General features: G+C 58.2%; 19 protein-coding genes. 11 read left to right on the top strand and 8 right to left on the bottom strand.

Features of this window, described 5'->3' with window-relative positions; all coding sequences use genetic code 11:
- The first annotated feature begins 47 nt into the window (after positions 1–47).
- Positions 48–1,937 carry a PhoX family protein gene (locus ABLN94_RS03820; RefSeq protein WP_352989351.1) on the top strand — a complete coding sequence of 630 codons (1,890 nt, stop codon included), beginning with the start codon at positions 48–50 and terminating at the stop codon, positions 1,935–1,937.
- 48 nt (positions 1,938–1,985) lie between these two features.
- Here ABLN94_RS03820 and ABLN94_RS03815 read toward each other — a convergent pair whose 3' ends face one another.
- Both ABLN94_RS03815 and ABLN94_RS03810 read right to left on the bottom strand, forming a co-directional pair.
- Positions 1,986–2,549 carry a tetratricopeptide repeat protein gene (locus ABLN94_RS03815; protein ID WP_352989348.1) on the bottom strand — a complete coding sequence of 188 codons (564 nt, stop codon included), beginning with the start codon at positions 2,547–2,549 and terminating at the stop codon, positions 1,986–1,988.
- A 30-nt stretch (positions 2,550–2,579) separates the two neighbouring features.
- Positions 2,580–3,068, bottom strand: a complete 489-nt coding sequence (locus ABLN94_RS03810) for an Lrp/AsnC family transcriptional regulator (RefSeq protein WP_352989346.1) — start codon at positions 3,066–3,068, stop codon at positions 2,580–2,582.
- Positions 3,069–3,170: 102 nt separating this feature from the next.
- On the opposite strand from ABLN94_RS03810, the gene putA reads away from it, so the two are divergent.
- Positions 3,171–6,572 (top strand): bifunctional proline dehydrogenase/L-glutamate gamma-semialdehyde dehydrogenase PutA, encoded by a 3,402-nt coding sequence (gene putA, locus ABLN94_RS03805; RefSeq protein ID WP_352989344.1) that lies wholly within the window; start codon positions 3,171–3,173, stop codon positions 6,570–6,572.
- A gap of 42 nt (positions 6,573–6,614) precedes the next feature.
- Complete coding sequence (locus tag ABLN94_RS03800; RefSeq protein WP_352989341.1) at positions 6,615–7,358, top strand: rhomboid family intramembrane serine protease; 744 nt, start codon at positions 6,615–6,617, stop codon at positions 7,356–7,358.
- 160 nt (positions 7,359–7,518) lie between these two features.
- Here the strand turns inward: ABLN94_RS03800 and ABLN94_RS03795 are convergent, their stop codons facing one another.
- A complete protein-coding gene (locus ABLN94_RS03795; protein ID WP_170490202.1) occupies positions 7,519–8,304 on the bottom strand; it encodes an inositol monophosphatase family protein in 786 nt (261 codons plus the stop codon).
- Positions 8,305–8,400: 96 nt separating this feature from the next.
- Complete coding sequence (locus ABLN94_RS03790) at positions 8,401–9,306, bottom strand: LysR family transcriptional regulator (protein ID WP_352989338.1); 906 nt, start codon at positions 9,304–9,306, stop codon at positions 8,401–8,403.
- A gap of 94 nt (positions 9,307–9,400) precedes the next feature.
- Here ABLN94_RS03790 and metF point away from each other — a divergent pair, with 94 nt between their 5' ends.
- Together metF and ABLN94_RS03780 are read left to right on the top strand one after the other, a co-directional pair.
- A complete protein-coding gene (metF, locus tag ABLN94_RS03785) occupies positions 9,401–10,267 on the top strand; it encodes a methylenetetrahydrofolate reductase [NAD(P)H] (protein WP_352989335.1) in 867 nt (288 codons plus the stop codon).
- 214 nt (positions 10,268–10,481) lie between these two features.
- Positions 10,482–11,135 carry a J domain-containing protein gene (locus ABLN94_RS03780; protein ID WP_352989333.1) on the top strand — a complete coding sequence of 218 codons (654 nt, stop codon included), beginning with the start codon at positions 10,482–10,484 and terminating at the stop codon, positions 11,133–11,135.
- A gap of 48 nt (positions 11,136–11,183) precedes the next feature.
- Here the strand turns inward: ABLN94_RS03780 and ABLN94_RS03775 are convergent, their stop codons facing one another.
- Positions 11,184–11,702: a YHS domain-containing (seleno)protein gene (locus tag ABLN94_RS03775; protein ID WP_170490212.1), complete on the bottom strand. Its 519-nt coding sequence runs from the start codon at positions 11,700–11,702 to the stop codon at positions 11,184–11,186.
- Between the two features lie 230 nt (positions 11,703–11,932).
- On the opposite strand from ABLN94_RS03775, the gene yghU reads away from it, so the two are divergent.
- Positions 11,933–12,811, top strand: coding sequence for a glutathione-dependent disulfide-bond oxidoreductase (yghU, locus tag ABLN94_RS03770; protein ID WP_352989329.1), 879 nt, complete (start codon positions 11,933–11,935; stop codon positions 12,809–12,811).
- 39 nt (positions 12,812–12,850) lie between these two features.
- Here yghU and ABLN94_RS03765 read toward each other — a convergent pair whose 3' ends face one another.
- Entirely contained in the window at positions 12,851–13,639 is a 789-nt protein-coding gene (locus ABLN94_RS03765; RefSeq protein WP_352989327.1) for an SseB family protein, read from the bottom strand.
- On the bottom strand, positions 13,632–14,219 hold the full coding sequence (locus ABLN94_RS03760; RefSeq protein WP_352989324.1) for a uracil-DNA glycosylase family protein: 588 nt from the start codon (positions 14,217–14,219) through the stop codon (positions 13,632–13,634). The genes ABLN94_RS03765 and ABLN94_RS03760 overlap by 8 nt, the downstream gene beginning before the upstream one ends.
- A 228-nt stretch (positions 14,220–14,447) precedes the next feature.
- On the opposite strand from ABLN94_RS03760, the gene ABLN94_RS03755 reads away from it, so the two are divergent.
- The 4 genes from ABLN94_RS03755 to ABLN94_RS03740 are packed head-to-tail and all read left to right on the top strand — an operon-like array spanning position 14,448 to position 19,009.
- On the top strand, positions 14,448–15,107 hold the full coding sequence (locus ABLN94_RS03755) for an ABC transporter ATP-binding protein (protein ID WP_352989321.1): 660 nt from the start codon (positions 14,448–14,450) through the stop codon (positions 15,105–15,107).
- The gene (locus tag ABLN94_RS03750) at positions 15,085–16,659 is read left to right on the top strand and encodes a capsule biosynthesis protein (protein WP_352989318.1); all 1,575 of its coding nucleotides are present in this window, start codon (positions 15,085–15,087) and stop codon (positions 16,657–16,659) included. Before ABLN94_RS03755 ends, ABLN94_RS03750 begins: the two co-directional genes overlap by 23 nt.
- A 5-nt stretch (positions 16,660–16,664) precedes the next feature.
- Positions 16,665–17,498 carry a 3-deoxy-8-phosphooctulonate synthase gene (kdsA, locus tag ABLN94_RS03745; protein WP_352989315.1) on the top strand — a complete coding sequence of 278 codons (834 nt, stop codon included), beginning with the start codon at positions 16,665–16,667 and terminating at the stop codon, positions 17,496–17,498.
- 14 nt (positions 17,499–17,512) lie between these two features.
- Entirely contained in the window at positions 17,513–19,009 is a 1,497-nt protein-coding gene (locus ABLN94_RS03740) for a phosphomannomutase/phosphoglucomutase (protein WP_352989312.1), read from the top strand.
- A gap of 33 nt (positions 19,010–19,042) precedes the next feature.
- Here the strand turns inward: ABLN94_RS03740 and ABLN94_RS03735 are convergent, their stop codons facing one another.
- Positions 19,043–20,998 carry an AsmA family protein gene (locus tag ABLN94_RS03735; RefSeq protein WP_352989309.1) on the bottom strand — a complete coding sequence of 652 codons (1,956 nt, stop codon included), beginning with the start codon at positions 20,996–20,998 and terminating at the stop codon, positions 19,043–19,045.
- 97 nt (positions 20,999–21,095) lie between these two features.
- On the opposite strand from ABLN94_RS03735, the gene rimO reads away from it, so the two are divergent.
- Positions 21,096–22,484, top strand: a complete 1,389-nt coding sequence (gene rimO, locus ABLN94_RS03730) for a 30S ribosomal protein S12 methylthiotransferase RimO (RefSeq protein WP_352989307.1) — start codon at positions 21,096–21,098, stop codon at positions 22,482–22,484.
- The last annotated feature ends 28 nt before the right edge of the window (positions 22,485–22,512 follow it).

Below are 22,512 nucleotides of genomic sequence, written 5' to 3'. Positions count from 1 at the left end.
CCCTAAATGCCGTTCATCAATTCTGACATGACAGCCAGGAGCCATCCATGAAAGACGTCGACCCCAACACCCTTTCTGCCGACGATTGGGACGAACTGCACTTCCCCCGCCCCGAAGAAAACGACTTTGACCGCGTTGTAGAGCGCGCCATCTCGCGCCGTGGTTTCTTGGGTGGCGTTCTGGCCTTTGGCTCGGGCGCTGCGGCCATGGGTGCGGGCCTGATGGGTTCGACCGCAGCGCACGCTGTGACGGCTTCGCGCTTTGCCTTTACTCCGATTGCTGCGCAGACTGACGGCACCGTTCACGTACCAGAAGGGTATGAGTGGAAGATGCTGATGCGTTGGGGCGACCCGCTGTTCTCGGACGCGGACGGCTATGACGTTACCGACGGAGGCCCTGTCGAGAACTCGGACAAAGTTTTCGGCGAAAACACTGACGGGATGGAAACCTTCTCGTTTCAGGGGCGCGAGTTGATCGCAATCAACCACGAGTATCCGAACCGCAAGATCAACCTGCCCGCCGCGCAGGAAGGCGTTCCAGCCAATGCTGACGAAGTTCTGAAATTCCAGAACATTCAGGGCGTGACAGTGATGGAGATCACCGAAGGTCCAGATGGCTGGTCGGTCGTCAAGGACAGCCCGTTCAACCGCCGTATCCACCACAACACTCCAATGAATATCGTTGGCCCCGCAGCCGGTCATGACCTGCTGAAGACCGAAGCCGACCCAACCGGCACCGCGTCTCTGGGCACCATGAACAACTGTGGTTCGGGCAAAACGCCGTGGGGCACCTACCTGACCTGCGAAGAGAACTTCAACGGCTACTTTGGTTCGTCTGACGAAAACGCCAGCTACGACCAAAAGGTCGCCGACGGCATGAAGCGTTATGGAATCAAGTCCGAAAGCTGGAACCATTACGAACTGTTTGACCCGCGTTTCGATACGTCGAAGAACCCGAATGAACCGCACCGTGCGGGCTGGATTGTTGAAATCGACCCGACCAAGCCGGACAGCACGCCGCTCAAGCACACCGGCTTGGGTCGCTTCAAACATGAAAACGCCGAAGTGACTCTGGCCGCTGATGGCCGCGTGGTTGTTTATATGGGCGACGATGAGCGTGGCGAATATCTGTACAAGTTTGTCTCGAACGGCACCTACCAGCCCGGCGGTGAAACTGAGAGCCTGCTGAACGACGGCACCCTCTATGTTGCCAAGTTCAACGACGACGCCACCGGTGAATGGCTGCCCCTGACGCCGGAAACCACCGGCATGGACGCGGCTGAGATTCTGATCTTCACCCGTATGGCTGCTTCTGCTGCGGGTGGCACTACGATGGACCGTCCCGAATGGGTGGCTTCTAGCCCGGTCGCGGTCGAGGCCTATTGCTGCCTGACCAACAACAAGAACCGTGGCGTCAAGCCGAATGCCGGTGGTGACGATACGTCGGTCAATGGCCCCAACCCGCGTGAGGCTAACAAGTATGGCCAGATCGTACGCTGGCGCCCATCGAATGACGATCATGCAGCCGAGGCTTTCGACTGGGATCTCTATGTAATGGCTGGCAACCCGACCGTGCACTCTGACGAGCGTGCCGGTTCGGCAAATGTGAACGAGGGCAACCTGTTCAACTCGCCCGATGGCATGGCGATCGACTCCACCGGACTGGTCTGGATCCAGACAGACGGTAATGACGACAACGAGGAAGACTTTGCGGGCAACGGCAACAACCAGATGCTGGTTGGTGATCCGGTCACCGGTGAGATCGCGCGCTTCATGACTGGTCCTAACGGTTGTGAGGTTACTGGTCTGGCCTGGTCCTCCGACTTGCGCACGATGTTTGTTGGCATTCAGCACCCGGGCAGCAACTGGCCCGATGGCGGCACGCCGCGGTCGTCGGTGATTGCGATCAAGCGCGCAGATAACGGTCTGGTCGGATAAGCTTTACAGACAAAAGAGCCCCCGAGCCTTGCGGTTTCGGGGGCTTACTTAAATATCCTGACCCGGCGGTGCCAGTGGCCCACCCGGCTCTAGCAGATAACGCTCAGACAGCCACGGGTTCAATTCCAAGGCCTCGTTCAAAGCTTCCCGCGCTTCTTCAAGCCTTTCCAAACCCAACAGGGTCAATGCGCGTCCGCTTATGGCGGCGACGTGGTTTGGCGACAGTTCGATGGCTTTGTCCAGATCGGGCAGCGCGGCCTCGAAGTCCTGCCGCAGGTAATACGCGAAAGCACGCTGGTTGTACCCTTCGGCGTATGATGGGCAGTATTCGATTAGCTTGTCAAAATCCTCAATGGCACCCAGCAGATCCCATGCGTTGCGGCGCGTCATACCCCGGTCCAAAACCGCTTGCGCGCTTTCATCGGGTGCGTCCGTCCAGAACTCCCACAGTTTGTTCGACAAGGCGCGCGCGGCCTGTTCGTTTTCCGCCTGTTGGATTTGAGCAATAACGCCGCTGACATCAGCGCTGTGATCTGGAGCAACCGGGCAGTCCTCGGCATACGCCGCCGTGGACGCGACAAGCAGGATAGAGGCAAAGGGGATCTGTTTCATGCAACAATGGTGACGCGTAGAGGACTTTCGTCAACCCATCCCGTCGATCGCACCGGAAACTCCCGTTTCTTTCACCGCCTCCATAGCAACGAAGGTCGACGTACTACCCACATGGGGCAGCGATGAAATCTTCTCGGCCAAAACTGCGCGGTATTCCGACATCGAGCCGGTGCGAATTTTCAACAGATAGTCAAAATTCGACGCAATCATATGGGCTTGTTCGATCTCGGGCACTTTGCGCACGGCTGCGTTGAACTCAGCCAACGCCTTCTCGCGGGTATCTGTTAGGCGCACCTCGACAAAGGCGACATGGTCCAGACCGAGGCGGATAGGGTCCAGCAGGGCTCGATAGCCGGTGATGATCCCCTCGGCCTCAAGCCTCTTCACACGTGCTTGAGTCGGCGATTTCGACAGGCCGATGCGCCGCGCAAGATCGGCCACCGAGATACGCCCGTCCTCGGCCAGAATCGACAGGATAGATCGGTCAAACCGATCCAAATCAGTGCGGCTCGTTTGCATCGCGAAACCCCGAAAATTCAGATCATTTACCTTCGATAAGCACAATTTAAGGCGATTGTCCTGAAAAATCGACTGTATACTCCTCAAAAGCCCGGAGGATACATGACACACAGCCTGCGCACCCATATCGACGGCCAGACCTATGCCGATCAGTCCGAAATCCTGGATCAGCTGACCGCACAGGCGGAGCTGTCAGAATCCGACCGCTCTGCGATCTGCGCCGCAGCGGCCCAATTGGTGCGCGACATCAGGTCCAGTACCTCACCCGGCATGATGGAAGTGTTTCTGGCCGAATATGGCCTCTCAACCGACGAGGGTGTCGCCCTGATGTGCCTAGCCGAGGCATTGCTGCGCGTACCCGACGCCGAAACAATCGACGCGCTGATCGAGGACAAGATCGCACCATCGGATTGGGGCAAACATCTGGGCCAATCCTCGTCCTCTCTGGTCAACGCATCGACCTGGGCACTTATGCTGACCGGCAAGGTTCTGGACGAGGGCAAAACCTCTCCGGTTAGCGCCCTGCGCGGGGCGATCAAACGATTGGGAGAGCCGGTGATCAGAACCGCCGTCGGCCGCGCAATGAAGGAAATGGGTCGTCAGTTCGTTCTGGGCGAAACCATCCAATCCGCCATGGACCGCGCCAGCGGAATGGAGGCAAAGGGATACACCTATTCCTACGACATGCTGGGTGAGGCTGCGCGCACTGAGGCTGATGCCGCCCGTTATCACCTGTCCTACTCTCGTGCCATTGCAGCGATAGCCGACGCCTGCATCCACGACGATATCCGCGCCAATCCGGGTATATCCGTGAAGCTCTCGGCCCTGCATCCACGCTATGAACTGGCGCAGGAACAGCGGGTGATGGATGAGCTTGTCCCCCGTCTGCGCGCGCTGTGCTTGCTGGCTAAGGCCGCCGGGATGGGTCTGAACGTGGACGCAGAGGAAGCCGACCGCCTGTCTCTGTCTCTGCAGGTGATTGTGGCCGTGATGGCCGAGCCTGCTCTGGCCGGATGGGACGGCTTCGGAATCGTGGTTCAGGCCTATGGCCCACGCGCCGGAATGGTTCTGGATACGCTCTATGAGATGGCTGAGCGTCATGATCGCAAGCTGATGGTCCGGCTGGTTAAAGGTGCCTATTGGGATACCGAGATCAAGCGCGCTCAGGTCGAAGGTGTAGATGGTTTCCCGGTGTTCACCCGCAAGGCGGCGACCGACATTTCCTACATCGCCAATGCGCGCAAACTGCTGGGCATGACCGATCGAATCTACCCTCAGTTCGCCACCCACAACGCCCATACGGTCAGTGCGATCCTGCACATGGCCGACACGCAGCCTTTCGAGTTTCAGAGACTGCACGGGATGGGTGAAACGCTACATCAGATCGTAAAAGACCAGAACAACACGCGCTGCCGCATCTACGCCCCAGTCGGCGCACATCGCGATCTGCTCGCATATTTGGTGCGGCGACTGCTGGAGAACGGTGCGAACTCCTCCTTCGTGAACCAGATCGTGGATGAGAATGTACCGCCGGAAGAGGTTGCCTCGGATCCGTTTGACAGCATTCAAGAGCGCAAGCCCCCCATGCCCACCGGCCCCGAACTATTTCAGCCGGAACGGCCAAATTCCAAGGGATTCGACTTGCGCCACACGCCGACGCTCGATCGGATCGACGCCGCCCGCGACGCGTTTCGCGCGCATCACTGGTATGCGCAGCCTCTGCTGTCGGAGGACGCACACCCTGAGGAGGATCGGCCCGTCATCAACCCAGCGCACCCGCAGGACCGACCCGGAGCGGTTGCTGCGGCCAGCGCGCGCGATGTTGAACTGGCCCTCGCCTCTGCCAGCCCGTGGCAGGCCCCAGCGACCGGCCGGGCTCAGGTTCTAAACAAAGCGGCTGATCTCTACGAAGAACATTTCGGTGAGTTGTTCGCTTTGCTGGCCCGCGAGGCCGGGAAATCTGTCCCTGACGCGGTGGCCGAACTGCGCGAGGCGGTCGATTTTCTACGCTACTACGCGGCAAACATCCCTCAAGCTGAACCGGCTGGCACCTTCACCTGCATCAGCCCATGGAACTTTCCTTTGGCGATTTTCACCGGCCAGATTTCGGCCGCTTTGGCCACCGGCAACGCCGTTCTGGCCAAACCCGCGCCACAAACACCACTGATGGCGCACCGCGCTGTGCAACTGCTGCACGAAGCAGGAGTTCCACGCGATGTACTGCAACTTCTGCCGGGCGGACCGTCTGTTGGAGCCGCGCTGACGTCGGACCCTCGTGTGTCAGGGGTTGCGTTTACCGGCTCCACCGCAACCGCGTTGAAAATCCGTTCGGCGATGGCGGAAAGCCTGCGGCCGGGCACGCCTTTGATCGCAGAAACCGGTGGTCTGAATGCGATGATTGTTGATAGCACAGCTCTACCTGAACAGGCCGTACAGTCTATCATCGAAAGCGCGTTTCAGTCGGCAGGGCAGCGATGCTCGGCCCTGCGCTGCCTCTATGTGCAAGAGGATATCGCCGACGATCTGCTGACCATGCTGACCGGCGCGATGGAGGCGCTGCGTGTCGACGATCCGTGGCACTTGGCAACCGATTGCGGCCCCGTGATTGACGAGGATGCGCGGCAGGGCATAGCAGATCACATAGCTCAGGCCCGCGCCGACGGGCGGGTTCTTAAGGAACTGGCCACACCGCCCGAGGGAACCTTTATCGCCCCAACCCTGATCGAAATACCGGGCATCGCAGCACTTGAGCGCGAGGTGTTCGGCCCTGTTCTGCATGTAGCCCGTTTCAAGGCTTCCGAGATTGATCAGGTCATCGCAGATATCAATGCGACCGGATACGGGCTGACCTTTGGCCTGCACACTCGCATCGACGACCGCGTTCAGCACATCACCGAGGCCGTCCACGCAGGCAACATCTATGTGAACCGCAACCAGATCGGGGCAATCGTTGGCTCTCAGCCATTTGGTGGTGAAGGTCTGTCGGGCACCGGCCCTAAGGCGGGCGGCCCCAACTATATGGCCCGCTTCTGCACGCCGGACCGGCAAACCAGTCGCGAACAATGGAATAGCACCATGGGCGATCTACCCGCCCCGCAGGGTAAGCCCGCCGCTGTCCAGACCCAATCCCTGCCCGGTCCGACCGGCGAGTCCAATCGGCTAAGCGAAATTCCACGCGCGCCGCTGCTGTGCATGGGACCGGGAGCAGAGACAGCCAAAGCGCAGGTTGAGGCAGTCGAAGCCCTCGGTGGTACCGCGATCCAGGCGACCGGCATGATGGACCTGCACCGGTTGGACAACGTCACCGAAATCTCGGGTGTGTTGTGGTGGGGGGACGACAACACCGCGCGCGAAATCGAACGTCATCTGTCACGCCGTGATGGACCTATCCTGCCGCTGATCCCCGGTCGCCCTGACCGCGCACGTGTTCTGGGCGAGCGTCACGTCTGCGTCGACACGACCGCTGCAGGCGGCAATGCCGCCCTGTTGGGAGGTGCGGCGTAAGCGGACCTTGACGCTGGGCTGGGAAAAGCCCAGCGTCGCCGCATGTTTCCGATCCGTGACCACAACCCTTCGGGGCGCACCCCTTATGTCGTCTATCTGCTGATGACGGCCAATATCCTGATTTTCCTCAGCTATGTAGGGGTCATGAGCAACGACCGGCTCATCAGCCAGTTGTATTTCGACTACGCCGTCATTCCAGCCCGGATCACCGATGGGTTTGCATTCGAAACCCTTGTAACCTCAATGTTTCTGCATGGCGGATGGATGCATCTGGCGGGAAACATGCTGTTTCTGTGGATCTTCGGAGATAACCTTGAAGACGAGATGGGCCATCTGCCCTTCCTGCTGTTCTATGTGCTTGCCGGCGTCGGAGCGGGACTAATCCATGTTGCCACCGCGCCGGAGTCTGTGGTGCCGACCATTGGTGCCTCCGGTGCAATCGCCGGAGTAATGGGTGGCTATCTGCTGCTGTTCCCCAAAGCCCGCGTGGACGTCCTGCTGATCCTGATCGTCTATTTCCGGATCTTCACCATACCGGCCTTCATCATGCTGGGGCTCTGGCTGGGTCTTCAATTTATCGGCAGCCTCGCCAGTAACCCGGATGAAGGCGGCGTGGCCTATTGGGCACATACCGGTGGCTTCATCGTCGGCCTTATCCTGTGCGTCCCGCTTTGGCTAAAACGCGGCGGGCCTGCGTATTGGAACCGCACTCACGGCCACCCTCCCCATCCGGAGCACAAATACAAGCTGTCACAATCTCGCATTCCCCGAGTTCCGCGCCGATAGGTTTTAGTCTTCTGAACTGTCAGGGTTATCCCCCCGCTGAGGCCCGTGTTCTCTTGCGCAACGTCTGCTGGGTGAAGCCGGTCTCGCAGACCATGCAGCTCCCTGAACAAAAAAGCGCGCCTCAATCGTGGCGCGCTTGCTCAATGGGTATATCGGTTTCTCAACCTCGGATCACCTTGGCGAACTGATCAAAGATCGGCTCGTTCGAACAGATCACCTCACCATCCTCCAGCACGCTGCCTTCGGGGTTCAACGCCTGTACGAAGCCACCAGCCTCTTTCACGATGATAATACCCGCAGCCAGGTCCCAAGCATTCAAGCGACGTTCCCAGAACCCTTCGTAACGGCCAGCAGCCACGTAGGCCATGTCCAGCGCCGCGGCGCCCCAGCGGCGCACACCGGCACAGACGGGCATCAGACGCGCGAGGTCTTGCAGAGTTGCAGGCAGGTCCGAACGGCCACCGAACGGCAGGCCGGTCGAGAAGATCGACTCGATCATACGGTGACGGCCCGAGACACGGATGCGGGTGTCGTTCATCCAAGCGCCCTCGCCTTTTTCGGCGAAGAACATCTCGTCTTTGGCGGCGTCATAGATCACACCGGCCACGATCTTGCCCTTGTGTTCCAAAGCAATCGATACAGCCCAGTGCGGCAGGCCGTGCAGAAAATTCGTAGTACCGTCCAGCGGGTCAACGATCCAGCGGCGGGTCGGGTCTTCGCCGTCCACAGCGCCGCCCTCTTCGGCCAGCCAACCATAGGTCGGACGGGCGCCCAGCAGTTCCTCTTTCAGGATCGCCTCGGCGGCAATATCGGCCTTGGAGACAAAGTCGCCCGCGCCTTTCATCGACACCTGAAGGTTCTCGACTTCACGAAAATCCTTGACCAAAGAACGCCCCGCTTTGCGCGCGGCTTTGATCATGATGTTGAGGTTTGCACTGCCAACCATTGTCCAAAGGCTCCTGTCCGGTCAAACCGCGCGTATACTGGGGCAATGCGCCCTTGCCAAGAGGGATGATGTGCATAGCGGACCCGCGATTTGCGCTTATTGCTCTTGCAGCTTGCGCGCCTCGGCTCCAGCCAGTTGGATCAGCTCTTGCACATAGGGTTTTTCAAGGTCCTCGGTCCGCACCGCCGCGTAGAGCGTGCGGGTGATCCCGTCCTTGGTCAGCGGGCGGGTGACATAGTCCGAGTTGTACTTTACCTCGCGCACCACCCAGTCAGGCAGCGCTGCGACGCCCCGGTTCGAGGCCACCAGCAGCAGGATCACGGCGGTCAGTTCGACTTGTCGGATTGTGGCAGGTTCGACCCGCGCCGGAATCAGCAACTGACTGAAGATATCCAGCCGCGTACGTTCGACCGGATAGGTAATCAGGGTCTGGCCCCGGAAATCCTCGGCCTCGATGAAGTCTTTCTGCGCCAGCGGATGCGACGAGGCCGCAACGAAAACCGCGTCATAGTCGAACAATTCGATAAACTCGACGCCCGGCAGGTCCTCGGGGTCGGAAGACACCACCAGATCAACCTCTTCTTTTTGCAACGCAGGCAGGGCGTCAAACGCAAGACCCGGACGAATGTCTACGTCCACATCGGCCCAGGACTTGCGGAAAGACTCCAGCACTGGAAACAGCCATTCGAAACAGGCGTGGCATTCAATAGCGATGTGCATCCGACCGGTGCGCCCGTCACGCAGAGATGAGAATTCTTGCTGCGTCGCCTCGACTTGCGGCAAAATCTGTTCGGCAAGTCGCAACAGGCGCAGACCCGCCGCTGACAGCTTCATTGGCTTGGAGCGGCGCAGGAACAGCTCAACCCCGGCCTGATCCTCAAGCCCCTTGATCTGATGGCTCAGCGCCGATTGGGTTATGTTCAATTGATCCGCCGCACGTGCCAGACCTCCACATTCATGGATAGCCTTGATTGTACGCAGATGCCGGAATTCGATGTGCATTGTAGCGTGACTCATGTTGTTCTTGAGTAATATGAGTTTGTCTCACAATGCGCAAACTGGCACAAGGGCCCCAGATTGGACCTGTGAGGCTGACATGACGACACCAGAAATTTCATTCGAGTTTTTCCCGCCGCAAACGCTCGAGGCCTCATTCCGGCTGTGGGATACGGTTCAGACACTGGCCCCGCTGGAGCCGCGTTTCGTTTCGGTCACCTATGGCGCCGGTGGCACCACACGCGAGTTGACCCGCGATGCCGTGTCCACCCTACATAAATCATCCGGCCTGCCGGTGGCGGCTCATCTGACCTGCGTTGATGCCTCACGTCAGGAAACGCTTGAGATCGCAGATACTTTTGCCCGCGCTGGCGTCCAAAACATTGTCGCCCTGCGTGGTGACCCGCCAAAAGGTCAGGATCGCTTTGTGCCGCACCCCGACGGTTTCAACAATTCGGTCGAACTGATCGAAGCGCTGGCTGAGACCGAAATGTTCAGCATCCGCGTCGGTGCCTATCCCGACAAGCACCCTGAGGCGCAGGATTTTTCAAAAGACATCGACTGGCTGAAGGCCAAGTTGGATGCCGGTGCGGATGAAGCTCTGACCCAGTTCTTCTTCGAGGCCGAGACCTTTTTCCGCTTCCGCGACGCCTGTGAAAAGGCCGGGATCAACAAGCCAATCGTTCCGGGCATCCTGCCGATCGAGAATTGGAAAGGCGCGCGCAACTTTGCCCGTCGCTGCGGCACGCATATCCCGGACTGGATCGAACAGGCCTTTGAAAAAGCGATTCGCGATGACCGTGAAGATTTGCTGGCCACCGCATTGTGCACCGAACTGTGCTCGGATCTGATCGAAGGTGGTGTGGACAAGCTACATTTCTACACCCTGAACCGGCCAGAACTGACGCGTGATGTGTGTTTTGCTTTGGGCATTACGCCAAGGACTACACTGCAGAACGTCGCCTGATCTATCACACAGCAACCCAGATGGCCCGGACCCTGCTCAGGCTCCGGGCATTTCATTTGCTAACCGCCTGCCCGGCAAAAGCAAGCTGTAAACAATACCTCCGGCCTCCCAGAAACTGTCCCTAAAGAGGCAATAGAATTTCGCTTAAGTTTGACAAACTCGTGGACTCCACCACACTAACGTTGTTGTTTTTGTTTAACGAGTTGTTGTGGGTATGGAGCCTGTCGAAAAAATCAATGCGCGTGCCGACGCGTTGGGGGCATTGGGATTGGACCAAAGTGCCGGGTCTGATGAAATCCGCGACGCATGGCGACATATCGCCTTTCACGCACACCCAGACCACACCAACGGCGATTGCACCGTTTTTGCCCGAGCCAAAGAAGCCTATGATTTTCTGCGCCGTGAAGGACTGACGACAAAAGGCAAAGCCAGCGGCCAACCACGGCGCCCAAAGCTGCGCAAACGCGTGATTGAACTGGATACTGCGGATATCGAGGCCTGTCGGGTGCTTTTGAACACAGCGCTGGCACATAACCCAGATGAGGGCAGTTTGCAGCCGGAGACACAAAGCACGGCTGACGCGGACCACATACCCGAAGCCGTTGGCTTCTACGGCCGCAATCTGACTTTTTTCGTTTCAACGTCTGTTCAAGAAGGAGCCAACCGCGTGGCGCTTCCGACTTCGTTTCTGGCCTCGGCCCGGCGATTGGAAACGGAAGTGTTGAGTTTCCAATCCCGAGAGACCGGCGGTGGTGAGGTCGTTGTTCCGGAAACGATCACGGCACGCAAGTTTCCCGGTGCCAAAAGCGTTCGCATCAAGTTCGAAGCGGATCAGCAGATGCGGGATGAATTCTGGCTAGCAGTCTAGCAAAACCCGGCCTCGTGATGGCCGGGTTAATTCTTTGTCAGTGGTGGTTTAGTTTGCGACCGGGCCCTCAGAAGTAAACTTCGGAATAACGCTGGTCGATGCGCCGTCGGATTCGATTCCGGGCCAGTTACCTTCGGCTAGGTTGATGTTGCCGGGGACGTCTTCTTCCCAAAAGCCCACAACCACGTCGGTGATGTTCAGGTACAGAGTGTCATCAACGATCCGCCACAGGTTCGGGTTCGCCGGGACCTTACCGCCGCGCGACACGCCATAAGCGCAGTGCCCGTCATAGGCCGGAGCGTAATAGGCCGGGTTTTCCAGGAATTTGTCGCGGTTCTCTTCAGTCGAAAACGCCCAGGTAGCGCCATTGTATTCTGCGGTGATGTCCGCACGACCGCGCACAGCTTCGGGTTGGGACTGCCCAACCGGTACTTGATCCAGACTGCGATACGCAACAACGTCATATCCCGACACGGCATAACCGGTACCGTCAACATACTGATCTCCAGCGAAAGCTGGCAGGGCAAGGGTCAGGGCTGTCGCGAAAGTCAGGGCAAAGCGTTTCATGTGGTCAATCCTTTTGTCCTCGGGTTTGGCGCTCGCTGAAAGAATAGGTATTTCGGTTGTTTTGGGCAGTCCCGCTCGCGCCGCTGTGACCGCGAATGAAGAAACGTGAGAGGTTCGAACCCAAATGTTACAAAACTGCTCTGACGTTCGGGGTTGGAACCGGAGCTTTGCAACATTAGCTGTTGTGGCGAACGGACAATTCACCCGAACTCTGCGGAGAAAGACACTAAATGACCGAGCAATCCCCATATACGCCGCCCACGATCTGGACCTGGGACAGCGAAAGCGGCGGCAGATTTGCCAACATTAACCGCCCTATCGCCGGTGCGACCCATGACAAGGATTTGCCGGTCGGGAAACACCCGCTGCAACTCTATTCACTGGCAACCCCAAATGGCGTCAAAGTAACAGTGATGCTAGAGGAGTTGCTGGCGCTGGGTCACGAAGGAGCCGAATACAACGCTTGGCTGATCAATATTGGTGACGGCGACCAGTTCAGTTCGGGTTTTGTCGGGGCCAACCCGAACTCGAAAATCCCTGCTCTGTGGGATCGCTCGGGCGATGATCCAGTGCGCGTGTTCGAAAGCGCCTCGATCCTGTTTCATCTGGCCGAGAAATTCGATGCTTTCCTGCCGAAATCGGGACCTGAACGGACCGAGGTCATGAACTGGGTGTTCTGGCAAATGGGCAGCGCGCCGTATCTGGGCGGGGGGTTCGGTCATTTCTACGCCTACGCACCCGAGAAATGGGAATACCCGATCAACCGCTTCACCATGGAAACCAAACGACAACTGGATGTGCTGGACCGTCAATTGGAGGGCAAGACATTCATCACCGGCGAAGACTATACCATCGCCGACATGGCGATCTGGCCCTGGTACGGCCAGTTGGTTCTGGGCCGCCTTTATGACGCAGCCGAGTTTCTGGATGTTGATACTTATAAAAATGTAATGCGTTGGGCCAAGGCGATTGACGAACGCCCTGCTGTGCAGCGTGGCCGCATGGTCAACCGTGCGTTCGGCGAGCCGCACACTCAGCTGCACGAACGCCATGACGCCAGTGATTTTGAAACCCGCACGCAGGACAAGCTGGAACCAGCGGCGGAGTAATCAAAGCGGCCCCGCGCTTCACCGGATCGCGGGGCTTGTTTATTTCAGGATCGGCGGCTTGTCCGGATCGCTCCCCGGTGTGACACGCTCTACAACCCGTTCTTCGGGCTGAGGCAGGTCGAATTTCAGGCCAACCCGAGCCAATGCGGTGGCCGCCGGGTCATGCGCCCCGAAGAATCCAACATCCATTGCTCCCGCTTCAACCCCAGAAAATGTCAGCGCTTCGGACGCGGCTTTGGCCAGAGCGGGTTCAGCCCCGTCAACCGCACCCACAAAGCCCAGAAGGTGGCCCGATCCACCCTCTTCCGTCTTGGTCCCGACCAGAAATGCAGCTTCGGCCAAGCCGACTGCCGTAGCAAGTTTAGCATCCAAAGCCTGCAACAAGTTGTCCGGCAACCCGACCGGCGGCAGGAACTCGGCCAGACGTTGATGCACCTCTTCAGGGGCATGTTCCAACGTTGTGGCGAGCCAGCCCAGAGCCTCAGTTGGGATCAGCATTGACGATGGCGCGACCTCAAGGTTCAACCCCAGACCGATCCCCTGATCGGCCAGCATCGAGGACAACACCCTCCCCGACAAAGCTAAATAAGGTACGGGCCGTTCCGCAAAACGGGCAAGCCGGTCTTCTCGATCAAAGACCAGTACAAAACGGCCATCCGCCACATCGAACAGCTCGGGCGTGACGTTTTCGCCTTGCGCCTCTTCAGCCAACAGCAGGAATAGCTCGCTATCCGCGAGTCGTTCAAAGAACCGTAGGCGTGCCGCGTCATCCTGCGGGTTGGCTTCCATGGCGGCATGAGCGGCATCGAGGGCCGTTGTGTCAGTCATTCAGAACCTCTTGTACCCGCGCACGCAGAACCGGCAGCAGTTCGGCTTCGAACCACGGATTTTTCTTCAACCATGCCGTATTTCGCCAGGACGGATGAGGCAAGGGGAAGACACGCGGCGCATGGTCTCGCCAATTAGAAACGGTGTCAGTGACGGCGGTGCGCGATCCCAAGTGGTACCTATGCGCATGCCCCCCGACCAGAACCGTCAACGGCACCTCTCCCAGTTCCTCCATCACCCTGCCATGCCATGTCCGCCCGCAAACGGTGGGCGGTGGCAAGTCGGCCTTACGTTCGTTGTACCCCGGAAAACAAAACGCCATCGGGACAATCGCCACATGGGCGCGGTCATAGAACACCGTCTCATCAATCCCGAGCCAGTCGCGCAACCGGTCCCCCGAGGGGTCAGTGAAAGGACGGCCCGAGGCATGAACCCGCGCCCCCGGTGCCTGCCCCGCAACCAACAGTCGCGCACCGGACCTGAACCATACCACAGGACGCGGTTCATGAGCGGTATACGTACCCTTAAACTTGTCTGCGCAAATCCGGCAGGACTCTATCTCTGTTTGTAGCGAATTCATCAGATCGCAAGATTTCCTGCATCAAACTGGTTGACGATCAAGGTGAAAGATAGTCAACGCGCGCACAGGGTCCAACCGTTGCAAAAGTCACAATCTCAAAAGTGAGCTTGAGCGCACATTGATCATTTGTTTCACAATTCGACATAATGTAGCCAACATGGACCCATAAATTAACCGCTCACCAACCCGAGCGATACACCAAACAAACGCCAGAGCAGCAGGCCGTGAATGCTTGAGTTTGAGAATGTCAGTAAGTCCTTTTGGACCGGAACACGCCGCAAGGTGATCCTGGATCGGGTTTCGTTCCGGATTGAACTGGGCCGGTCCATTGGCATTCTCGCCCCAAACGGCACGGGCAAAACCACGCTGATTAACATGATGGCTGGGCTGGAAAAACCGGACGAGGGCGTAATCCGAAAAGACTGCCGAATCTCATTCCCGATGGGGTTTTCCGGCGGTGTGGCAAAGAAACTGTCAGCTTTGGAAAACGCACGCTACATCGCCAAGATCTACGGGATGGATCCCGACTATGTCGAAGCCTACTGCAGTTGGCTGTGCGGTCTGGGCGAGTACTTCAATCAACCGCTTGGGACATATTCATCCGGTATGCGGGCACGGTTCACATTTGCCCTGATGCTGGCGCTGGACTTCGACATGTACCTGATTGATGAGGGCATGCCCGCGACAACCGATGTTGAGTTCAACAGAAAAGCTGGTGACATTTTAAGGGAGCGCTTGCGCACAACGACACTGGTAATCGTGTCTCACAATCCCGACGTCCTAGAAAAGTTTGCACAGCAGGCCGCCGTTTTGGTGGACGGTCAACTGTATATGTTCGACTCCTTGGAAGAGGCAAAGCAGCTATATGACTACCAAACCCAAGGCTAAGAAATACCGCTGGCGCCGCAACCGTCAGGAAACGAGTTCGCCAGATGCCCGAACCGATGCAATGTCGCGCATCAGAAAAGCGATGCAAACGTCCGATGCGGCGAACGATGCGCAGCCCTCGACCGACATCGACGCGATCAAGCGAGAGGGGCTGACAGGGCGGCAACTGCGCATCGCGCGTCGTCTGGCGCAAAAAAACGGTCTTACGGCAACCTCAGATTACGACGCGGTACGCCTGCTGCGTCAAAGCGGAGTAGACCCGTTCGAACGGGCCAATCTGCTGGATCTGGCGGCCGAGAAAAAGGACGCGACGGATCAGGCAAAAGACAAGATCACGATCCAGCTACCGCAAACGATCAAGCAATCCCCAAAGAACCTGCCAGGCCCCGAGTTGAGTCCAGCAGAGCGCCGCAATCTTGAAATCGGCGAAATTCAAAAAGAGATCGCCCGCCGTCGCAAGCGCAAGCTGTTGGCTCTGTTTGCGCGTCTGGCGGCATTTGTCCTGCTGCCAACCCTGATCGTAGGCGTGTATTTCTACCGATACGCCACCCCGATGTACGCGAGCGACTCTGCCTTTTCGATTCTGCAGGCAGACGGTGCAGGAGCTTCGTTTGGTGGATTTCTGGCGGGCACGCAATACGCCACTGCGCAGGACTCGGTTGCCACTCAGGAATTCATGGAGTCAAAGGACGCTCTGTTGCGGTTGGAGCGGGACACGAATTTCTCGGAAATCTTCAAGCAGGACTGGATCGACCCTATCCAGCGCCTGCCGCAAGATGCAACGCTGGAAGACACTTACAAGCTGTTCAGGCGTATGGTCACCATCGGCTACGATCCAAGCGACGGCATCATCCGCATGGAAGTCGCGGCACCAGCGCCGGAAATTTCGGTTGAACTCTCCAGTCTGCTTTTGTCCTACGCGGAAGAAACGATAAACGGTCTGACCGAATTGAAGCGAGATGATCAGATGCGCGAAGCCGTTGCTGGTTTCGAATTGGCGCAAGAAGAACGCCGGAAAGCGCAAGAGCAGTTGATCGAACTTCAATTGCAAGGTGCGGTACTGGACCCGGAAAACGTGCTCGCCGGCCTGCGGACGCGTATCAATGCGATCGAAATCGAGTTGCAAGAGAAAGAACTGCAACTGGCGGCCCTGCTGGACAACCTGCGCCCAAACCAGGCCAAGGTCGACGGGGTTCGTGCGGATATCCAAAGGCTCGAAGTTGTGCTGGCGGGGCTGAACGCGGAAATGCTGGACGCTTCGGCGGGTGAAAATTCGCTGGCGCAGCTAAGCGTACGCATTCAGATGGCTCAGGCCGACCTCGCCGCCCGGGATATGATGCTGCAGACCGCCTTGCAGCAAATGGAAACCACGCGGACCGAGGCCAATCGCAAAGTGCGATATCTGACGGTGTCTGTGAGGCCGGTCGCAAGCGAGGAACCCAATTATCCGCGCAAGTTCGAAAATACGATTTTGGCTTTCCTGTTGTTTGCTGGTATTTACCTGATGATCTCGCTTACCGCGTCGGTCCTTCGTGAACAGGTATCCTCGTAAGACACATGAAACATGTAAAAATCTCCGATCTCACGGTCGGCAATGATCTGCCTCTGACGATCATTGCAGGCCCCTGCCAGCTTGAAACCGCCGATCACGCCCAGATGATCGCGGGAAAAATGAAAGAGGCCTGCGACGCCGCCGGTGCTCAGTATGTGTTCAAAGCCTCATATGACAAGGCGAACCGAACGTCTCTGTCCGGCAAGCGGGGCATGGGGATAGATGCCGGGCTGAAGGTGCTGGACGACATCCGTAAAACAATGGGCATTCCAGTGCTGACCGATGTTCATACCGAGGCGCAGTGCGCTGTGGCTGCTGATGCGGTGGATGTACTACAAATTCCGGCCTTCCTGTGCCGCCAGACCGACATGTTGTTGGCGGCTGGCAGTACAGGAAAAGCTGTGAATGTTAAAAAGGGACAGTTTCTGGCCCCGTGGGAAATGGGCAATATCGTCGATAAGATTGAAAGCACCGGAAACCAGAACATCCTTCTGACCGAGCGCGGAACTTCCTTTGGGTACAACACACTGGTGGCGGACATGCGCGGCCTGCCGCAAATGGCAAAAACGGGCTATCCGGTTGTTATGGACGCAACGCACTCGGTCCAACAGCCCGGTGGCAAAGGTGGTTCCTCTGGTGGGCAGCGCGAGTTCGCCCCTGTCATGGCCCGTGCCGCAGTCTCTTTGGGCGTCGGGGCGGTATTTATCGAAACGCATCAGGACCCCGATTCGGCGCCCTCTGACGGGCCAAATATGATCCCTCTCGATCAAATGCCTCAACTCATTGACACATTGATGCGCTTTGATGCTTTGGCCAAAGCCAATCCAATTCAGATCTAGACAAGAGCGACAGTATGACCAAACCCATCCCCGAGGTGACGCCAAACACCTGGAGCTTTTTGCGCGATCCAATGATCAAGCCCACGGGCTTTCGCGAATATGACGCCCGCTGGAAATACCCGGAAGAGATCAACCTTCCTGGCATGACGGCACTTGGGTTGGGTTTGGGCACGCAGATGCGCAAACGCGGGATCGAACCGGTGATCGCGGTCGGCAACGACTATCGTGACTATTCTCTGGCGATCAAGAACGCGCTGATCCTGGGCCTGATGCAGGCGGGCATTCAGGTCAAGGATATTGGCCCGGCGCTCAGCCCGATGGCTTATTTCGCCCAATTCCACCTAAACGTACCTGCCGTCGCGATGGTCACCGCCAGTCACAATCCGAACGGCTGGACTGGTGTAAAGATGGGCTTTGACCGTCCACTGACTCACGGCCCGGATGAAATGTCGGAACTGCGCGACATCGTTCTGAACGGCGAAGGTGTCTCCCACGAAGGTGGCTCGTACGAATTCATTGAGGGCGTGAAAGAGGCCTATATCGACGATTTGGTCGGTGATTTCAAAATGTCCCGCCCGCTTAAAGTTGTCTGTGCGACAGGCAACGGAACAGCCTCGGCCTTTGCGCCCGAGATTTTCGAACGCATGGGGGTCGAAGTGGTGCCCAGCCACAATCGACTTGATTACACATTCCCCAACTACAACCCCAACCCTGAGGCCATGGAGATGCTCCACGACATGGCCGACACCGTGAAATCCAGCGGTGCCGATCTGGCGCTGGGTTTTGACGGCGATGGTGACCGCTGCGGTGTTGTGGATGATGAGGGCGAGGAGATTTTCGCCGACAAAGTCGGCGTGATCATGGCCCGCGACCTCGCCAAGCTGTATCCAAACTCAACCTTTGTGGCTGACGTGAAATCGACCGGACTGTTTGCCAGTGATCCCGAGTTGCAGGCGCGCGGCGTCACAGCCGACTACTGGAAAACAGGTCACAGCCACATGAAGCGCCGGGTGAAAGAGATCAACGCTCTGGCCGGATTCGAAAAGTCGGGTCACTACTTCCTGGCCGAACCAATCGGCCGCGGCTATGACTGCGGCATGCGGGTGGCCGTGGAAATCTGCAAGCTGATGGATCGTAATCCGGACAAAAGCATGTCCGACCTGCGCAAGGCACTACCTAAAACATGGTCTACGCCGACCATGTCACCTTACGCCGCCGATACCGAGAAATACGACATCCTCAAGCGACTGGTGGACAAACTGGTCGCCAAGGCCGATGCCAGCGAAACCTTTGCAGGCCGCGCAATCAAAGAGGTTGTCACGGTCAACGGTGCCCGGGTCATTCTGGATAATGGCAGCTGGGGTCTGGTGCGCGCCTCGTCGAACACACCGAATCTGGTTGTGGTCTGTGAAAGCAGCGAAAGCGAGGACGAGATGCGCGCTATCTTCGCAGACATTGACGCCGTTATCCGGACTGAACCGGGTGTAGGTGACTACGACCAGACCATCTGATCCGGATTCGGGGCGCCATTGGCGCCCCGCCCTTTAGTCCCTTCCAAGCAATTTGAGCAGACCCTTTTTAGCCTCTTCTTCCAGCTTGTTTTTCAGCGCATCCTCCACATCTTCTGTGTCGGTCACCACGGTGTCGAGCTCATCCCCGACCTTATCCAGAACCTTCTGCTTTGCGTCACTCTCCAGGTCCTTAAGCTGACCTTCGGCGGCGGCCTCGATCACTTTGGTCAGATCTGGTTTGATCGACGGGTTGCTCCACGGCCCGACAATCCGCACCGGCACGGACAGGCCTTGCCCCGAATTTGCGCGCAGCGCGGTGGGCGTAAACAGATAGTCGATGGTACGTGCCCCAAGGTTGACTTGCCCTGTCCCATCGGCCCGGAAATTTTCCAGTGACATCAGCAAATCTCGATTGGTCAGGACGCCTTGATCAATTGTGAAACTGGCCGTCAGGCTGTTGAACACCGTTGTTCCACCTGTGCCTTTGCCCCGCCCCATCAGGCGGTCCAGATCAAAGCCCGAGATCACGCCCTGTCCAACGTTCAAACTGCCCTTGCCGCTGAGAGAGCGCATGATCTCGTCTTCGGTCTGACCAACGCCCAGAAATTCGAACTCTCCTGACCCTGCGCCCGACAAACGATCAATCCCGGCAAGGGTAGAAAGAGCACCCTGGATGTCCACATCTTGCGCGCTCAGCTTGCCGCCTACAGACAGGCCGTTTCGGTTGTTTGCAACCACCTGCCCGTTCACTTGCCCCGAGAACAGAGTGGCCGGGTTCATCCGTAGTACAGCCCGGGATCGATCCAGGCTCAGCGTCAGGTCGCTGGGGCCCAGCTTCACTTCGGGCACCGCTATTGAAGAGGCCGTCAGACGAATTTCCCCGTTGGCCAGCGACAAGGCTGACGCGTCAATCGGGGTCTTTGACCAACCATCGGCAGATGAAGACGCCGCACCAGAGCCGCCGCCCGTTGAAACAAGCCCCTCGTTGTATCGGGACAAATCAATATCCCCGCCCTTGAGCCGCGCCGTGATTTTCGGCGTGGCCGCGATCTCGATATCCGCCTCTCCCGCAAAACGGTTGTGATCCAGTTGCGCCACCATGTTACGGAGAGAGATACGCCCCTCCTGCGTATAGGTCATCTGCGCCGACACATCGGCCACGCGCCCCAGCCCCAGAGGCACTCCGACCCCGGCCTGACCAAAAGCGGCCAGCATCTTTTGTGTGTTTTGCGTTTTGACTTCCAGACTGCCGTCCATTTCACCCACAAGATTTACACGACCGTCGAAACCAACCTCACCTCCCGGCGCGGTCAGAGCCAGTTGCAGCGGTGTTGCAACCCCTGAGGCATATGCGGGCAGGTCAGGAATTTTGAGGTCGACGTTCACCTTGCCGCCCGGCACCCCCATCTGCGCCTGCATAATCATGGGAGAGGTCGGGCCCGGCCAACTGGCCGACAAATCGACATTCGAGAAACCGAACTTCGTCGCGCCATTTTCGATATAGATCAACCGCGCGTTTGTCAGTTCCAAATGGTCCAGAGTCACCTCACCCTGCGGAGATCCGGATGGTGCAGCGGTGCCCTCTGCGGTGGTCGCCTGCGTCGCCGCAGAGCTCAGCTCCCAATTCCCACGCCCCTCGGACAGTTCAAGCCGCAGCACCGGGTTGTCCGCAATGATCCGCCGAATCCGCAAGTCTCCGTTCAGCAAGGCCGAAGCATCAACCCCAATGGCGAGGCTTTCCGCGCTGAGCATCGGCTCAGACCCGGCCCAGGGCGCGTTTTCGAAGGTGACCGGACCAGTCTCCATTCCCAAAACCGGCCAGAAGGACAGATGCACATCACCCGACAACGTCAGTTCGCGCCCTGTCTCACTTTTGACCTGCTCGGCCAGGATCGCTGCCAGCTTGTCCCCCGGCATCAACAACAACGCGCCGATGACCAACCCGAATGCGGCCACGAAAAGAAAGAGTATGCGCAACAGCCACTTCATTTTTCTGCTCTCCGCTTTTTGGGCATGCGTTAAAAAAGATCATTCAAAGCCTAGCCCACATTTGCAAGGGGAAGCTTTCCCCACTATATGCCGCGCCATGACCACGAACCCGCCAAACCTCCGCCCCGACCTGGCGCCTGCCGCCAGGATCACTGACACGCCTCGCCCGAACCAGCCGACTATCGGCATGGTGTCACTGGGCTGCCCGAAGGCGTTGGTTGACAGTGAGCGGATTCTGACCCGCTTGCGGGCCGAAGGATACGGCATTTCGCCAGACTATTCCGGGGCTGATGCCGTGATCGTGAACACCTGCGGGTTCCTCGACAGCGCCAAGGCCGAGTCTCTGGACGCGATTGGCGAGGCACTGGTGGAAAACGGCAAGGTCATCGTGACCGGATGTTTGGGGGCCGAACCAGACTATATTCGCGAGCACCATCCGCGCATCATGGCCGTAACCGGTCCGCACCAGTACGAACAGGTGTTGGATGCGGTGCATACGGCCGTCCCACCTGATCCGGACCCGTTCGTGGATCTGCTGCCTGCCGCCAATGTGCAGCTGACCCCACGCCATTACAGCTACCTCAAGATCTCCGAGGGCTGTAACCACAAGTGTAAATTCTGCATCATCCCCGACATGCGTGGGAAACTGGCCAGCCGCCCGGCCCATGCGGTCCTGCGTGAGGCGGAAAAGCTGGTCGACAATGGTGTGCGCGAGTTGCTGGTGATCTCGCAAGACACTTCGGCCTACGGACTGGACCGAAAATACGACGCGAACCCGTGGAAAGACCGCGAGGTGCGCAGCCACATTACCGATCTGGCGCGTGAGTTAGGGCAGTTCGATGCCTGGATACGCCTGCACTACGTCTATCCCTATCCGCATGTGCGCGAGTTGATTCCGCTGATGGCGGATGCAGGCTGCAACGTGTTGCCCTACCTGGATATCCCGTTCCAGCACGCTCACCCTGATGTTCTGAAACGTATGGCGCGCCCCGCCGCTGCCGCCAAAACTCTGGACGAGATTGCCGCGTGGCGTGCGACCTGCCCGGACATCACTCTGCGATCAACCTTCATCGTGGGGTACCCAGGCGAGACCGAGGCCGAATTCCAAACCCTGCTGGACTGGATGGACGAAGCCCAATTGGATCGTGTTGGCTGCTTCCAATACGAAAACGTGGACGGTGCACGCTCGAACGACCTGCCCGATCATGTCCCCGCCGAGGTTAAGCAAGAGCGCTGGGAGCGGTTCATGGAGAAGGCACAGGGGATTTCCGAGGCTAAGCTTGCAGCCAAGGTCGGTCAGACCATGGACGTGATCGTGGATGAGGTCGACGATGAGGCCGCCACCTGCCGTACCAAATCGGACGCGCCCGAGATCGACGGGAACCTGTTCATCGACGAAGGGTTCGAGACTTTGAAACCCGGTGACATCGTCTCGGTCGAGGTCGACGAGGCCGGAGAATACGACCTGTGGGGCAAACTGATCTGACCCAATCACCCCGGATCGGCGAAGCGTG

The organism is Ruegeria sp. SCP11 (assembly GCF_040329455.1).
Classification (GTDB): Bacteria; Pseudomonadota; Alphaproteobacteria; order Rhodobacterales; family Rhodobacteraceae; genus Ruegeria; species Ruegeria atlantica_E.
This window is presented reverse-complemented; position numbering and strand designations above follow the sequence as displayed.